Below are 15998 nucleotides of genomic sequence, written 5' to 3' on the forward strand. Positions count from 1 at the left end.
TGGGGAATATCTTCAAACAAGGCGGAGAGGGTTGCAATCTACCTTGCCGAAAATCAGCTTCATAAGTTTTAAATTTAGCAATATTTAAATTCCTAATACTTTAATTTATGTTATTATAGCACATTCTGCCTTTTTTCAAAATAGTTTTTTTAGAAATTTATTTTTACATCAAAAAGCAGCTTCTCCATTTGCAGGAGAAGCTGCTTTTTATATCAGGCAAATACTTTTCCTACCATCCTTTACAGCATGGTATCATCAAACACGACAAAAACATTTTTACCTTTTTCTTTCGCTTTATACAAAACCTTATCTGCCTGCTGATATAAATCGTCAAAGGTCGATCCGGCAGCAGACTCACAGAACACTATGCCAATACTGCAGGATATTTTCAAGCCTTCCTGAGTATCGCCTTTGCTGTAAAGGCTGCAGATCTGCTCCGCTTTGGCTAAAGCATTTTCCTTACTGCTAATATCGCACATCAGCACCGCAAATTCATCGCCGCCGATGCGCCCCAGCAGATCCGAGCTGCGGAAGCTGCGTTCAAGGTTAGCCGTAACTTCGCACAGCACCGCATCTCCGAATGCATGTCCCTTACTGTCGTTAACATTCTTGAAATCATCAATGTCGAGCAGGAAAAAGGCATGCTGCCGTTTCGTACCGTCAGCCAAAACTTCATTGACATATTTTTCAAAGACGGTCCGGTTATAAACGCCCGTCAATCCATCACGTTCTGCTTTATGCTGCATCCGTGCGAATTTATTCTGCGTATCGTTGATATCCAGCACATTGCCCAGAACGCGTTTGATCTGCCGCTTATCATCAAACACCACTGCCATATAAAAACGGTACCAGTGATAATCGCCGGCGTCTGTATACAGACGTCCCTGAAAAACGGTTCTGCCCGCCCGTTTCAGTTCCACCAACGCCTTCTGCACAGCCGGCAGATCCTCCTCATGGAAATAATGCTTCAAACTGCCGCCATCTTTTTTCGCAATGACCGCTGTCATAAAACCACTCAGTTTCTCCAGCACTTGTTTTTCACTATTATTGCCGGACGCGTTACCCACGCTATTTTTCACAACCAAAAATTTACAGGTTTTCAAATCAAATTCAAACATACAGCCTTCCATCAAGCCGGCCGTCAGCCGCAGACCTTCGATCTCGGCATTGATCTGTTTTAAGCGGTCTTTCTCTATCTGCCGCCAGATGTAAATGATCACAATAAAGCACAGGCAAATAAGCAGAAAATATTTTCCCATCGTGTCCCTGGCGATCTTATTCAGCATTTGCTGGTCTGCCAGCAGGCTCGTCCCCGAAACGATCTGGAAGGTATACCAGTCATTGACCTCTGCCGGGGCAAAGGCCACATACTGTGTCTCTCCATTGATATCAGTATAATAAAAGGCACCGCTCTCTTTATTGTCTATCGCTTTTTGCAGCTGCTGGCTGGTCATCGAACAGCCGATAGCATTTTCCTTCAAGAAGCTGTAAAAATTATCATATTTGCCATTGCGGATACCCATAATGACGTCACCGTTGACCTTGGCTATCATCGTGATGCGGTCTTCCTTCATATTCAGCCCGGCCAGCAGCGTCTGGCCTGCAGCATCCAGATCGTAAGCCTCGTGAACAACACCGGCGATCGCGCCGTCCTTATAAAAGGGTTTAGCCAGCACAACTACTTTTTTGCCGCTGATCATTGAAATGACCGGCGCTTCGATTACTGTTTCACCTGCCAGAGCCTTTTTATAATAACTGCGTTCCCGAATATCGACTTCACCGCCGTAGCACAGTAAGGTTTTTTCACCGCGGTACGTCAACCCGACACGGGAAAAATGTCCCGTATTGGAAACCGAATTCAGCAGGCCTTCTAATTTGTCATACTGACCCTCATATTGCGGCGCATTTTTAACTATAATATCCAGCAGATCATTCTGGCGTTTGATCTCGGTATGCAAAACAACCTTAGTATAATTAGTTGCTTCCAGTAAATAATCGTAAGTCTGACGTTCAAGGATCTCCTTTTGGCTGGCACTGAAATTGAACGCAAAAGCAACAGCCATGATCAAAACAGAGATTATGGTTATGACGATCAGTTCACGATGCAGTTTCCCCCACATAAAGCTACCTCTTTCTGTATTTTAAGCAACGCCGCTATAATTTCTACAAAATAACATAGTTAATTCATCCGCTATCAATTATAACCTATTTTTTATATTATCGCATTTTTTCTTTTGGCAAATAAATACTCCAGGCTTTATTTTACCGCTCTGCCTCACCTTAGTGACCGGCATCTGCAAACAGCAAAATACCGCTTTCAATGAAAGCGGTATTTTGCCTGTAGGAAGCTATATATGAGATGTAATCGCCTTTAAGGCTTAAACATGGCTGTTGGAGACATCTACAGTTTTATTCATGACATTGGTAAAGAAGGTAACCGGTACCATAGTCTTACCATTAACTAAAATAGGAGCGTTATCCAGCGTAATAGTCTGACCATTACGTCCATATTGGTTACTGCCAATAGTCATGAAATAGGTTTGATCACCTTTTTCCATTGAAACATTTTGCATACCGGCATCCCAGAAGACCTGGTAATCCATTTTTTCCATCAGTGGACGCAGCGGCAGGTATACTGTATCTTCCTGTACCACAATGGCTTCGTCAGGAGTTAATACCAGCTCTTGCTGATCCATAACGATGGTGCCTGCTCCAAGATGTACTTTGATATCGGCGCTGTTGGCTTTGGCGATCGACCAGCCAAAAATGCCTACCAATAATAAGCAGACCACTACGATTACAGATTTTTTCATTTTAATTGACCTCTTTCCTTTCCTGCTATGCAGGTTTTATTTCTACGGCTTTTATTATATACGCATTTTATCCTGTGTGAAGTTTTCAATATTTAAATATTGACCGGAAAAAAATTACAGTTTGGTTACAAAACTACATTGTTCGTTTCTTTTGATGGCAAAAGAAACGAACCAAAGAAACACCAGCCACGGTGAAAATTTCTATTTGGCTTTGCTAAAAGGCAGCTCCGCGAAACTCGCCTGCCAGCAGGCTCAAACAAGTCACTCCGCTTTTGCCTTTTACGCTGCGCCATTAACGAAATATTTCACATGTGGCCTTGACCCCACACTTTCGTCAGCTTTATTTCCCAAGCAACATAACCTACGCCCCATAATCAAACGCAGCTTGCCTTTACCCATTATACCTGCAATATCCAATCTCTGTTTTAAAGTAAATAAAAAAACGACCTTTGTAAGCGTCTAGCTTGGCAAGGTCGTTTTTATGCATAAAATTTTTATTCCGGCAGTTCCTTGACAATGACAAGTACGGGGAAGGCTGCATCAGGAAGATAGCTATGCGCACCGCCGCAGACTTTTTCTTCATAGGCTGCCCGGTCCAGCAAGTCGAAATCTACAATAATATCATCGCTGTAGTATTCCTTAGCCGGTTCAATATCTGCTTTGCGAATCCCCTGCCAGGCAGATTTCGGCACTTTTGCCGCAAAAAATTCCAAAGTTGAGGATTTGGCGTGGTAAATCTGGATCGCGTCTTCTACGGTATACAACATAACTTTCAACTCCTGTCTTTTTTTAATAAACCGGTTACTGTCAGCTATTGCCAGCAACTCCTGTTCTTAATTTTACTATATCACATAAAGATCAGTGCGCCAAAGTTTTTAATAATAATTATCAATTACTTTATTGAAATTTTCCCAACAAAAACAGTCCGCTCAGTATCGAACGGACTGTTTGCCAGCTGCCGTGCGCAGCAGTTATACAGTTTTCAGCTTTCACAATTATTCTTCGAGCGGTTTATCCTGTAAGGCATCGTAGCCTTCCTCGCCGGTACGGATCTTGACGACGTTTTCCACGTCGTAGATGAAGATCTTACCATCGCCATATTTACCGGTATACAGCACTTTTTTCGCCGCAGCCACAACAGCATCTACAGGGATCGCCGAAACGATCAGCTCAACTTTGACCTTGGGCAGCAAATGCACACTGACTTCCGCGCCGCGGTAATATTCAGTATTACCTTTCTGCAGACCGTAACCCAAAACCTTCGTTACCGTCATGCCCGTGATCCCCAGTTTATCCAAAGCATCCTTCAGCATTTCAAACCGCAGCTGCGAAGTAATGATAACGATCTTGGTCATCTTCGGCGTATCTGCCGGCTTGCCAACAGTTGCTGCCGATGTCGCTCCCGCTGCTGCAGGGACATGGGCCACCATCACGCCAGCCTCTGCCGCTTCCGCAGTGCTTACGGCTCCGTGGAAATCTTCCACAGCCGGCATAAAGTCAGCATAGGAACTGGCCAGGCCATGCTCTTCCATATCCAGGCCGGCGATTTCTTCACGGGCGGTGACGCGCAGGCCGATAGTTTTATCGATGATTTGGAAAACAAACGTCATCACGATACCGATATAAGCAGCAACCGAGATCACGCCAGTTGCCTGTATAAGCAGCAGATCAGTACCGCCGCCGTACAGCAAGCCGCCGTCTACCGCAAAAACACCCACCAGAAGCGTACCCAGGGCGCCGCAGACACCATGTACAGAAATCGCGCCCACCGGATCATCTATTTTGAGCACCTGATCAAAAAATTCTACTGCAAAAACGATCACGATCCCGGCGATAATGCCGATAGCAAAAGAACCAGGCACACTGACTGTATCGCAGCCTGCAGTGATCGCAACCAGCCCTGCCAGGGCGCCGTTCAGCGTCATCGAAACATCGGGCTTGCCATAACGCAGCCAGGTCAGAAACATCGTCGCCGTAGCTGCAGCGGCTGCCGCCAGATTAGTCGTAACAAAGATCCTGCCCATCGATGTCAAAACATCGTCGCCAGTCGCGCAAACTGTAGAGCCGCCGTTGAAACCAAACCAGCCGAACCAGAGAATGAACACACCCAGAGCACCCAGCGTCAGACTGTGTCCCGGTATGGCATTGACGCTGCCGTCAGCATTATATTTACCAATACGCGGCCCCAGGATCTTAGCGCCGACAAGCGCCGCTACACCGCCGACCATATGGACCGCAGTCGAACCGGCAAAATCATGGAAGCCCATTTCCGCCAGCCAGCCGCCGCCCCAGATCCAGTGTCCCGAGATCGGATAAATGATCGCGCTGATCAGGATACTGTACATACAGTACACAGAAAACTTCGTCCGCTCGGCCATCGCGCCTGAAACAATAGTCGCGGCCGTCGCACAGAAAACTGTTTGAAAGATAAAGAAGGCCCAGGATGGATAAGAAGCTCCATAATCGTTCTGTACAAAGAAATCAGGCGTACCAAGCAAACCGCCAATATCCGTACCAAACATCAGGCCAAAGCCGATGATCCAGAACACGATACTGCCCAGACACAAGTCCATAAAGTTTTTCATGACGATATTGCCGGCATTTTTCGCTCTGGTAAAACCAGTCTCGACCATGGCAAAGCCAGGCTGCATAAAAAATACCATAAATGCGCCGATCAATACCCAAATCGTATCTGCTGCTACATATTTCTCCATCATAGTCCTCCACATCCAATCATTTTATCTCTATTTTTTATACAAAAAGAAGCGTATCCCTTACGGATACGCTTCTTCGCGTTGTTGACCGTCCCCTGTGCGTCTTTTAGTTATTGACGCCGTACAGCAGCTTGCCATAGGTCGGATATGGCAGGTAATCTTCGCCGATCAGTTCTTCGGCCGCATCGGCATAGCTGCGCAGAAGTTCCATTTCTTTCAAAACCACGTCATGGTAATAATTGGCTTCCGCCTTCATATCGGCGCATTTTTCTACGCCTTTCAGGGCTTTAGCCAGTTTTTCACCGCTGGTATACATTTTAGACGTCAGATCAGAAAGCTTAGACGCCAGCTCAGCCTCAAAACAGCTCTTGATACCCAGTGCCTTTTTGGCCGTAGCGCTGCCCAGCAGATCATTAGTATAAGCAACTGCCGCCGGCAGGATATCCTTATGCAGCATATCCAGCATGGTCAAAGCTTCGATGTTGATCGTTTTGGCATATTTTTCCAGCATGATCTCCACCCGGGAATGCACCTCGGTCGCGGTAAAAATACCATGTTTGACAAACAGGTCGACATTCTTCTTTGCTTCCATATAAGGCAGCGCTTCCGGCGTAGATTTAAGATTGAGAAGCCCCCTCGATTTGGCCTCTTTGACCCATGCGTCCGTATAGCCGTCACCGTTGAACACGATGCGTTTATGCTTGACGATGGTTTCTTTGATCAATTTCTTCATAGCAGCATCTTTATCGGCTGCCTTTTCTAATTTATCTGCAAATTGCTCCAAAGCTTCAGCAACGATAGTATTGAGGACGATATTGGGTCCGGCGATCGAAAACTCGCTGCCCAGCATTCTGAACTCAAATTTGTTGCCGGTAAAAGCAAACGGAGACGTGCGGTTTCTGTCCGTATTATCCTTGGTCAGTGCCGGGATAATATCGCCGCTCAGCTTCAGCAGAGCAGCCGCATCAGGATTGTATTTTTTCCCTTTTTCGATAGCTTCCAGAATATTGGTCAGCTCTGTACCCAGGAAAACCGATACGATCGCCGGAGGCGCTTCGTTCGCGCCGAGACGATGATCGTTGCCGGCGCTGGCTACGCTCACGCGCAGCAGGTCCTGGTATTCATCAACAGCCTTGATAATGGCTGCAAGAAACAGTAAGAAACGGGTATTTTTATGCGGCTCTTTGCCGGGGCTCAGCAAATTATCACCTTCGGCCGTAGCAATAGACCAGTTATTATGCTTGCCGCTGCCGTTGACGCCTGCAAAAGGCTTCTCATGCAGCAGGCACACCAGGCCGTGCCGCAGGGCCACGCGCTTCATAAATTCCATAGTCAGCTGATTGTGGTCCGAAGCCACATTGGTAGTAGTAAAAATCGGCGCCAGCTCATGCTGCGCCGGAGCAACTTCGTTATGCTCCGTTTTTGCCAGCACGCCCAGCTTCCACAGCTCTTCATCCAGCTCTTTCATAAAGGCCAGCACGCGCGGTTTGATGATCCCAAAATAATGGTCTTCCATCTCCTGACCTTTCGGCACTTTAGCGCCAAACAGCGTCCGACCCGTATAAATCAGATCTCTGCGCTGCTCCCACATATCCTTATCGACCAGAAAATATTCCTGTTCCGGCCCTACTGTCGTCACAACCTTCTCGGTAGTTTCCCCAAACAGTGCCAGGATACGTTTGGCTGCTTTATCTACACAGCACATCGAACGCAGCAGCGGCGCTTTTTTATCCAGTACTTCACCGGTATAAGAACAAAATGCGGTCGGGATACATAAACAGCCATCCTTAATAAAAGCATAAGAGGTCGGGTCCCAGGCAGTGTAACCGCGGGCTTCAAACGTAGCGCGCAGGCCGCCGGACGGAAAACTGGAAGCATCAGGCTCGCCCTGGATCAATTCCTTGCCGGAAAAATCCATAATAACACGGCCATCGGCAGTCGGAGCAATAAAGCTTTCATGCTTCTCGGCCGTAATGCCGGTCATCGGCTGGAACCAGTGCGTAAAGTGGGTCGCACCATGCTCCAAAGCCCAATCCTTCATCGCGTTGGCGATGATATTAGCGATCGGTAGATCCAGCGCTTCGCCTTTTAAGACAGCATTTTTGAACGTCTTATAGGTAGCCGTCGGCAGGCGGTCTTTCATGACCGTCTCGTTAAAAACCAGGCTGCCAAACATTTTTGGTACATTGCTCATAATCGTCTCTCCCCCTTATCTAATCTAAGCGACAATAAAAACAAAACAACAGCGAACTCAGGCCTTGGCCTGCAACTTCGCTGTTGCTTATGCTGTGATTATAAATCACATTTTTTGATTTGTAAAGAGTTTTTGGCAAATATTTTTCATTTTTCCTGTTTGAATGTTCGGAAAATTTGCCTAAAAAGGTGCTTTTTTACTAAAATTCACATTAAATGTTCCGAAAAATTATTGACAAGGACAGGCAAACAGGCTAAACTAACAATGTAAAAAATGCGAAATTATCGACTCTTGCGATTTAGCAGGCGACGAGTGCTTTACATTCGCCGGCTCTACTAATAAATTTATTTAAAAGAAAGCAGGTTGCAGACAATGGCAAATATGTTGTATGAAGGCAAAGCCAAAAAAGTTTTTGAAACCGAGAACCCCAATGAAGTAATCATCTATTATAAAGATGACGCTACCGCCATGAACGGCCTCAAAAAAGGCACTATCGTCGATAAAGGCATTATGAATAATACGATCACCAGCTTCTTCTTTGACCTGCTGGGAAAAAACGGTATCCCGCATCATCAGATCAAAAAACTCAGTGACCGTGAAGCCCTCTGCAAAAAAGTCACCATTATCCCGATAGAAGTTGTTACCCGCAACATAGCTGCCGGCAGCCTGGCTCAAAAAATGGGCGTCGAAGAAGGCTATGTCATGAAGCGCCCTATCGTAGAATTTTACTACAAAAACGATGATCTGGGCGATCCCATGATCAACGCCGACTATGCTGAAGCCTTTGGCCTCGCTACCGACGCGCAGGTCGCAGAAATCAAAGCCTATGCTTTAAAGATCAACGAGATCCTCAAAGCCTTTTTGACTGAACGTAAAGTCCGCCTCATCGATTTCAAGCTGGAATTTGGCGTCGATGCCGACGGTAAAGTCATCCTCGCCGATGAGATCACCCCTGATACCAGCCGCCTGTGGGACTGGGACACCAACGAAAAGCTCGACAAAGACCGCTTCCGCCGCGATATGGGCAGCGTCGAAGAAGCCTATCAGGAAATCATCAAACGCCTGACCGGCAAATAATTTTATACCAAAAAGTAAAAGCCGACCTTCTGGTCGGCTTTTTTGTTACAGGAGTATTATTTATTTCAAAATACTATTATCCTTCAGATAATCACTCAAATCTTCCCAATCTTTTATAAATTCACGAGCATTTTGGTGTCTGTTTCTATTAAGCACCCCCAAAGCTCCTGTATGAGCCATAGGAAATACCAGAATTTCATGTTCTTTAAGACAATATTTAAAATTCCCTTTTAATCCATGTAAAATAGTCCTATTATAATACCATGACTTTTTATAAACATTTCCCTCATCTACAAGATTGCCTTTACTACACTGCACTACCGCATTAAAAGTTTGTTTTCCCAAAACAATTATTATCTCTGGTTTTATAATGTCTAATAATTCATACAAAAATTTTTGAATACATCTTCTATAATTTTCATCTTTTATTTTAGTACTCATTTTTCCCGTTTTATAACATAATATTGCATTAGTCATAAAGCATTCGCCAAAATTACCTTTCTTTAAATCAACTTCTTTATCAATTTCTTTTAAGCCGATTTCCAAGTTTTTATTTGTTGGACTTGTGTTGAACTCATACTCCGATGTAGGAAATTTACCAATTTCACCGCTATTTATAAAATTATTATATTCCTCAATCGTTCCCCAATCCTGGCCTAAGATGACTATTTTTGCATTCAGACTTCCTTTAGATGTTGGCGTATAAGAAGCAGTCCATTGGCCTATTTCATTAATATCCTTCTTCTGCTTAGCTTTTAAAATTTCTTCCCCGTTTTTTAATCCAAAATCACTGCAACATCTGCATGCTTGCCTCTTTTCCACTAACTTTTGATACTGTTCTTTTTTGTTGACCATCATCCATCCCTCTTTCTTTTAGAATATAGCTATGTTTTCAGTTCTTTCTCACTTTAATAAAATTCATTTATCTGTAAACTCTATAAATTTTATATCTGTTGCAGCATATTTTTTAGCTCCTATTTGCAAACTAATAATAACCTCAACAACCAAGTTATCAGCATAATCTTTTAATAGTTTGATAGCTCCATTATAACATTTTTCAAATTTTATTGCTCCTGCGGCTTCCAAAAACACTACATGCTGCTCTAAAACTGTAAAAATAATACTTTCACTTAAAACCAGCATACCTTCAGTTAAAATACCATTATAGCGGCACTTTAGCTGCTCAGGTAAAATATTGCCGTTATTTTCACAAATATTACTAACGCTATCATCCCATAATTCTTTAATATAGGGCAGTAAAAAACTAACGCTTATTTCACCAGTCTTTACATCACTCCACTTTTCTGCAACGAATGGGATATCCTTAAATAGCACACCTTCAACATAGCCAAAATTTTCTTTTTGTGCCAGCACAAAATTATGATTATAAACTGGCAGTGGATATATCATAGTTAGTAGATCATCAGTCATAATTTATTATTCCTTTATTTCATACCGTCGTCTTATTTTCTGTAATTTATCCAACAAATTATTTCTGACACGTTCTGGCGCCAAAACCTTTGTGCTTTCTGCATACTGCAGAAGCCAATAATATAATCCTTCATTCTCCAAGACCTCAAGCTCAGCAACCAGTTTATCTCCACTTTTTATCAGATTCATATTTGTTCCAAAATAGTCTACTAATTCTGTAATACTATCTGCCTCTGCTTCCAATTTCAAAATAATTTTCGGACCCGAATAATTATATAAACTCATGTCAGCAAATTCTTTTATTTTTAAGTCTGCATTGGCACCAAACAGTTCTTCTGCACTTTTCGAAACTTTATCTTCTTCTGCAAGATTTTTTACTTTATCTACTCTAAAAAAAGCTAAATCATTATATTTATCTACATTACCAAGTAAATAATATTTCCCGTCCTTCAGGCTCAACGCATATGGATTTACTACATAAAACTTTCCCTTGCAGCGCAATTTATATTTTAAATGCTCATCCAAATCACCATACTGAAACTTTATTTTTTTCCTATCTGTTATCGCGTGTAAAACAATCTCAATATCTCTCTTTATTGCTGTATTACCTGTTTTTCTTTTGGTATCCAATATCGTACAAGATTTCAAAACCTTCTTGGTTGCCATGCTGCATGTATTCAATAATTTATTAACAATAATTTTGCTGCTGCCGGCAGATACAAACTGCATCTGACTTACAGCGTCAATTAAAACCTTTACCTCCCAATCTTCTAATAAATGTTCTGCTAAATAATAACCCTTTTTATTATCTTCCGATAAAACTATTTCGTAACCAGCTTCCTTTAATAAATTCAAATCCCGATAGACTGATTTTTTCTCTGCATCAATGCCATAAGATCGAAGTTTTGAACATATCTGCACCGCAGTCAAAGGTTCTTGCTCACTGGTTTCCCTCATTATCTCTATTATTCTCAGTAATTTCAGTTTACTGCCATACATATTATTCACACCTTTTCCAAATCTTTACTTAGCCTGATTATAACACACAACCAATACCATTAGTGTCTTCGGTGTATTTTTGATAACAAATTAATTTTTTGTTGTATAATATACTTAACAATTTAGCGAATAAGCAAATTTTTAAGATACTAAACAGCTTTTTTAAAGGACTGACGAATGGAGATCAAAAATTTATTACCAATACATACACGGCAGGACCTACGGGCATGGTTTCTGGAAAATTCAGCCAGAGAAAAAGAATGCTGGGTGCTGGTAACCCGTTCCAAAACACCTAGCGACTATGCGATAGCCTATTTAGATGTCGTTGAAGAAGCGCTTTGCTTTGCCTGGATCGATTCCACCTGCAAAAAAACAGCTGACGGCAAAATAGTACAGCGGCTTACACCCAGAAAACCTAACAGCCCCTGGACGGAACTGAACAAAGAAAGAGTCCGCAGGTTAGCTAAGCTTGGGCTGATGACAGAAGCAGGCTATGCCGTTTTGCCCGATATGAATCCTGAACATTTCAAAATCGACCCTGTTATCAAGCGCTGGCTGCAGAACAATCCCGATGCCTATGCCAATTTCAAAAACTTTCCGCCGCTGTATCAGCGCGTTCGCATCAATACACTGCAAAAGAAAAAGAAGCAGCCCGATATTTTTCAAATACGGTTTGCAAAATTCAAAGAAAATACGAAGAAGAACATTATGTATGGCAACTGGAACGATAACGGCCGCTTATTAGACTATTAAAACCCGTGCTCTCAAGAAACATATCGATAACCGGAGGTGTCCCTTCATGAATAAACAAGCTTTGATCGCCCATTGCCTGACTTATCATAACGCTGTCGAAGATTATCCCTTTGCCGATGACGACAGCACGATCATGCGTCACAGCGGCAACCGCAAATGGTTCGCCCTTATCTTTCATCTGCACGGCAAGCTCTGTATCAATCTGAAATGTGATCCGGTCAGATCCGAGTTTCTGCGCCGTACTTATGCAGGCGTTTACCCAGCCTGGCATATGAACAAAGAGCATTGGAACACTGTCGAAGTCAACAAAGTGCCCAAAGGCGAATTATTTTCCATGATCGCCCACAGCTTTGAGCTGACGGCGCCCAAAATCCCTAAAGCGAAAAAGAAATAATATAAGCAAAAACGCCTCAGATTACATCTGTAATCTGAGGCGTTTTTCATCTAACTTTATTTCACCGTTACCAATTCGTACTCTCTGGTACCCATACCCAGCTTTTCTGCATGAGCCAAGCAGGTCTTCCATTCGGATTCCGGTGTCAGGTTATGGAAATGGTCATGCCCCTCACAGCCTGCCGGATCAGCTTTCAAATGATCGTCCAGCAGTGAGTTGGCCATGACCGGCGCTGCGTTGACCAGATCGGCACAAGCCTGATCCAGCGCCACCGGGTCAAAAGATGCCAGCATACCGATATTCGGTACTACAGGCGCGTCATTTTCAGCATGGCAATCGCAGTACGGCGATACATCAACGATCAGGCTGATATGGAAATGTGGTCTGCCGTTTAAAATAGCCCAAGCATATTCGGCCATCTTTTTATTGAGCGCTTCCATGCTGGAACCGTCAGCAGGCGGTTTCACAGCGTCCATAGGGCAGGCCCCGATACAACGCCCGCAGCCGACGCATTTATCCAGATCGATATGCGCTTTTTTATTTTCGATGATCGGCGCGCCATGAGCGCAGATCCTTACGCAGGCACCGCAGCCGATACATTTGCGTTCACTGATATGCGGCTTGCCGTCGTGGTGCATTTCCATTTTGCCAGCACGCGAACCGCCGCCCATACCGATATTTTTGATAGCGCCGCCGAAACCAGTAGCTTCGTGACCTTTAAAATGGCTCAGACTGATCACGATATCGGCATCCATCAGCGCTTTGCCGACTTTGGCTTCCTGTACCAGCTCGCCATTCGGAACTGCCACATATTCTTCATCCGTCCCCTTCAGACCGTCAGCAATAATAACATGGCAGCCGGTGGAAAAAGGACTAAAGCCATTTTCATAGGCAGCAGTAATATGCTCCAGCGCATGCTTGCGGCGTCCTACATATAAAGTATTGCAGTCCGTCAAAAACGGACGTCCGCCTCGATCGCTAACGGCATCAACAACTACTTTGGCATAATTGGGGCGCAGAAAAGAAAGGTTGCCCGGTTCGCCGAAATGGATCTTGATCGCCGCAAATTTATTTTGAAAATCAATGTCTCCGATCCCAGCCGCTTCGATCAACTTCCCAAGCTTCTGCGGCAAACTTAAACCGCCATATCTGGTACGCATATCCGAAAAATAAACTTTAGCCTTCGTCATCTTCCATTCCTCCTTATAATAATCCCGGTAAATTCAGGTCCCTGCTATCGATCACAGGCCGTCCCAGCGTACGTGACGGCACGAAGCTGCCGTGGCAGTCGCTGCCGCCGCTGATGAGCAGCTGATGCTGACGGCAATAAGTGAGCAGTGCCGCCGTATCTTCCCTGCTATGTCCCGAATGATAACATTCAAACCCGTCAAAATCCTCCTTCGCCAGTTCCAGCAGCGTCGCCGCCAGTCCCGGTCCGTGGAAGCTGCTGGCCGCGTGTGCACATAAGGCCACGCCGCCGGCACCGTGGATAGCGTCCACTACTTCTTTGATCAAAGGAAAAGTCGGAAAACCAAGATCATGTTCTTTAGTAAAAATCCTGGTGAAAAAATCATTGACGTCGCCGCAGAGCCCTTTATCCTGCAAAAAAGCCAGGGCCTTCCAGCCTCCTCGGCTTCTATCATAATCATACCGCAAAAACTCGTCAAAATCCAGCGGCCAGCCGCGTTCGATCAACATTTTTATGCTTTCATCATCCTTGCCGTTCAAAAGCCGTTCATTATGTTCCAACAAATCCAGCAGTGATTTATTAGTAATATCAATGCCATAACCCAAAATATGAAAACAGAAATCGTCTTTCGTCGAACAGATCTCTACACCGGGAATAAATTTTAAGCCGGCGGCAGCTGCCAGCTCCTGCGTCGCCGCCACGTTGGCCACACTGTCATGATCAGTGACAGCAATAGCCCCCAGTCCTGCTGCCAGGGAGGCGGCAACAACTTCCTGCGGCTTCCAGGTACCGTCAGAAGCCGTACTGTGGATATGCAGATCAACTTGCATCTGTCCGCCCCTCCTTCCGGCAACGGCAGACCTTACATTCTGCCGTCTTCAGTTCCTGAGGCTTCCGGTAAAAACGTCTGCCAAATAAACAGCTTAAAATAAACATACAGGTACCCGTCAGCACGATCGTGCCGCCGGGTGCTAAATTAGCATAATAGGATAAGGTAAGCCCGCCGGAAACGATTACCAGCCCGTAAAGGATACCGCCGTAAATAGTCCCGGCAAAGCTGCGGGCCGTCTGCAGCGCGCAGGCTACCGGGATCACCATCATCGCGGAAACCAGCAGCAGGCCAACAATACGCATCGACAAAGCTACCGTCAGCGCCGTCAGCACTGCCAGCCACATATTAAGACGATCCGCAGGCAGGCCTGCCACCCGCGCAGAAGTCTCATCAAAAGTCAGATATTGCAGCGGACGGTAAAAAAGCATCACAAAAAGGCAGGCAAAAATACCCAGCCCGGCCACGATCCACAAATCACTGCTGCTGATCGTCATCAGGCTGCCAAACAAAATACTGCTTAAATTAAAGCCGCCCATCCGGTTCATACTGGTAAAAACAACTGCCAGCCCGATGCCGCTGTAAAAGAAAATCGCTAAGATCATCTCTGAAAAGGCCGCCAGCCTGGTCCGCACCCATTCGATGACCAGCGCCCCCAGAACAGTAACGGCTGCCGCACTCAACACAGGCTGCCAGCCCAACAGCGCCCCTCCGGCCACACCGGCGAAAGCAATATGCCCCAGGCCGTCGCCGATCATCGACTGCCGCCGCAGCACCAAAAAGCTGCCGATCAGCGGACAGATCACAGCCACGATCAAACCGGCCAGCCAGGCCCGCTGCATAAATTCCGTTGTAAACACTTCCAACATAATAAGTACCTTCTATCTGTAAAAGTAACCGTGCTTATGACGATGTACCAGCGCCTGCCGAACATCGCCCCAGAAGCAGACATCATGATCCAGACACAGAGCGTTGTGTGCCACTTCGGCCGCCAGCTCCAGATCATGCGACACCATCACGATCGTTACACCCAGATCACGGTTGATGTCCCTGAGCATCCTGTATAACTCGATCTTCGCATCCGGATCGACGCCGGTCGCCGGCTCGTCTAAAAGCAGCAGCTCCGGCTGACGTACCATAGCGCGCGCCAAAAAGACCCGCTGCTGCTGACCGCCCGATAATTCACCGATTTTACGATGCGCCAGGTCCTGAAGATAAAACCGTTCCAGCATCGTTTCCACTCTGGCCTTACCGGCACGGGAAATTTTCTGGAACATGCTGCTGCCGCACAAAAGTCCCAGTCCGATAACTTCTTTGACGCTGATGGGAAAATCACGATGCTGTTTGGCCGGATTCTGCGGCACATAACCGATTTTTTCCCAGCTGCTGAACTGCGGCAGCGGCGTTCCGTACAACTCGATCGCACCGGCAGTCGGCTGCAGGATGCCTGCTAAAAGGCGCAGCAGCGTACTTTTACCAGCGCCATTAGGACCGATGACCGCCACAAAATCACCCTGGGCGATCTCAACCGACAAATCGTGCAAAATCCAGCCTTCGCCATAATTATAACCTAATTTATCTATTTTAATGATATTTTCCATAGCT

General features: G+C 45.3%; 15 protein-coding genes. 3 read left to right on the plus strand and 12 right to left on the minus strand.

Annotated features, from left to right (window positions below; translation table 11 throughout):
- Positions 1 to 239: 239 nt before the first annotated feature.
- The 5 genes from Q4G98_RS11555 to Q4G98_RS11575 all read right to left on the minus strand — a co-directional run bounded on the left by Q4G98_RS11555 (position 240) and on the right by Q4G98_RS11575 (position 7721).
- Positions 240 to 2120, minus strand: coding sequence for a diguanylate cyclase (locus Q4G98_RS11555; protein WP_177560850.1), 1881 nt, complete (start codon positions 2118 to 2120; stop codon positions 240 to 242).
- A 258-nt stretch (positions 2121 to 2378) separates the two neighbouring features.
- Positions 2379 to 2813 carry a stalk domain-containing protein gene (locus Q4G98_RS11560; RefSeq protein ID WP_177560851.1) on the minus strand — a complete coding sequence of 145 codons (435 nt, stop codon included), beginning with the start codon at positions 2811 to 2813 and terminating at the stop codon, positions 2379 to 2381.
- Between the two features lie 494 nt (positions 2814 to 3307).
- On the minus strand, positions 3308 to 3580 hold the full coding sequence (locus tag Q4G98_RS11565) for a hypothetical protein (protein ID WP_298565619.1): 273 nt from the start codon (positions 3578 to 3580) through the stop codon (positions 3308 to 3310).
- A 228-nt stretch (positions 3581 to 3808) separates the two neighbouring features.
- Entirely contained in the window at positions 3809 to 5527 is a 1719-nt protein-coding gene (amt, locus tag Q4G98_RS11570; RefSeq protein ID WP_366917025.1) for an ammonium transporter, read from the minus strand.
- A gap of 106 nt (positions 5528 to 5633) precedes the next feature.
- Entirely contained in the window at positions 5634 to 7721 is a 2088-nt protein-coding gene (locus Q4G98_RS11575; RefSeq protein ID WP_177560853.1) for a glutamine synthetase III, read from the minus strand.
- Between the two features lie 372 nt (positions 7722 to 8093).
- Between Q4G98_RS11575 and purC the strand changes: the two genes are divergently transcribed.
- Positions 8094 to 8798 (plus strand): phosphoribosylaminoimidazolesuccinocarboxamide synthase, encoded by a 705-nt coding sequence (gene purC / locus Q4G98_RS11580; RefSeq protein ID WP_177560854.1) that lies wholly within the window; start codon positions 8094 to 8096, stop codon positions 8796 to 8798.
- Between the two features lie 60 nt (positions 8799 to 8858).
- On the opposite strand, the gene Q4G98_RS11585 is transcribed toward purC, so the two are convergent.
- Genes Q4G98_RS11585 through Q4G98_RS11595 form a run of 3 tightly spaced genes read right to left on the minus strand, consistent with a single transcriptional unit; the run spans position 8859 to position 11228 of the window.
- Positions 8859 to 9656 carry a uracil-DNA glycosylase family protein gene (locus Q4G98_RS11585; protein WP_293663436.1) on the minus strand — a complete coding sequence of 266 codons (798 nt, stop codon included), beginning with the start codon at positions 9654 to 9656 and terminating at the stop codon, positions 8859 to 8861.
- 60 nt (positions 9657 to 9716) lie between these two features.
- Entirely contained in the window at positions 9717 to 10229 is a 513-nt protein-coding gene (locus Q4G98_RS11590) for a hypothetical protein (protein ID WP_298565613.1), read from the minus strand.
- A 6-nt stretch (positions 10230 to 10235) separates the two neighbouring features.
- Positions 10236 to 11228 (minus strand): YafY family protein, encoded by a 993-nt coding sequence (locus Q4G98_RS11595; protein WP_298565611.1) that lies wholly within the window; start codon positions 11226 to 11228, stop codon positions 10236 to 10238.
- A 177-nt stretch (positions 11229 to 11405) separates the two neighbouring features.
- On the opposite strand from Q4G98_RS11595, the gene Q4G98_RS11600 reads away from it, so the two are divergent.
- Positions 11406 to 11981 carry a YdeI family protein gene (locus Q4G98_RS11600; RefSeq protein ID WP_177560855.1) on the plus strand — a complete coding sequence of 192 codons (576 nt, stop codon included), beginning with the start codon at positions 11406 to 11408 and terminating at the stop codon, positions 11979 to 11981.
- Positions 11982 to 12027: 46 nt separating this feature from the next.
- Positions 12028 to 12375 carry an MmcQ/YjbR family DNA-binding protein gene (locus tag Q4G98_RS11605; RefSeq protein WP_298565608.1) on the plus strand — a complete coding sequence of 116 codons (348 nt, stop codon included), beginning with the start codon at positions 12028 to 12030 and terminating at the stop codon, positions 12373 to 12375.
- A 56-nt stretch (positions 12376 to 12431) separates the two neighbouring features.
- Here Q4G98_RS11605 and Q4G98_RS11610 read toward each other — a convergent pair whose 3' ends face one another.
- From Q4G98_RS11610 to Q4G98_RS11625, 4 genes are read right to left on the minus strand one after another with little or no spacing between them, the layout of a single operon-like run.
- Positions 12432 to 13565 carry a DUF362 domain-containing protein gene (locus tag Q4G98_RS11610; protein ID WP_298565606.1) on the minus strand — a complete coding sequence of 378 codons (1134 nt, stop codon included), beginning with the start codon at positions 13563 to 13565 and terminating at the stop codon, positions 12432 to 12434.
- Between the two features lie 13 nt (positions 13566 to 13578).
- Positions 13579 to 14394, minus strand: a complete 816-nt coding sequence (locus Q4G98_RS11615; RefSeq protein ID WP_298565604.1) for a PHP domain-containing protein — start codon at positions 14392 to 14394, stop codon at positions 13579 to 13581.
- The gene (locus Q4G98_RS11620; RefSeq protein ID WP_301961997.1) at positions 14384 to 15262 is read right to left on the minus strand and encodes a metal ABC transporter permease; all 879 of its coding nucleotides are present in this window, start codon (positions 15260 to 15262) and stop codon (positions 14384 to 14386) included. The genes Q4G98_RS11615 and Q4G98_RS11620 overlap by 11 nt, the downstream gene beginning before the upstream one ends.
- A gap of 12 nt (positions 15263 to 15274) precedes the next feature.
- A complete protein-coding gene (locus Q4G98_RS11625) occupies positions 15275 to 15994 on the minus strand; it encodes a metal ABC transporter ATP-binding protein (protein WP_177560864.1) in 720 nt (239 codons plus the stop codon).
- Between the last annotated feature and the right edge of the window lie 4 nt (positions 15995 to 15998).

It is taken from the genome of uncultured Phascolarctobacterium sp. (genome assembly GCF_958349595.1).
In the GTDB taxonomy this organism is placed as follows: domain Bacteria; phylum Bacillota; class Negativicutes; order Acidaminococcales; family Acidaminococcaceae; genus Phascolarctobacterium.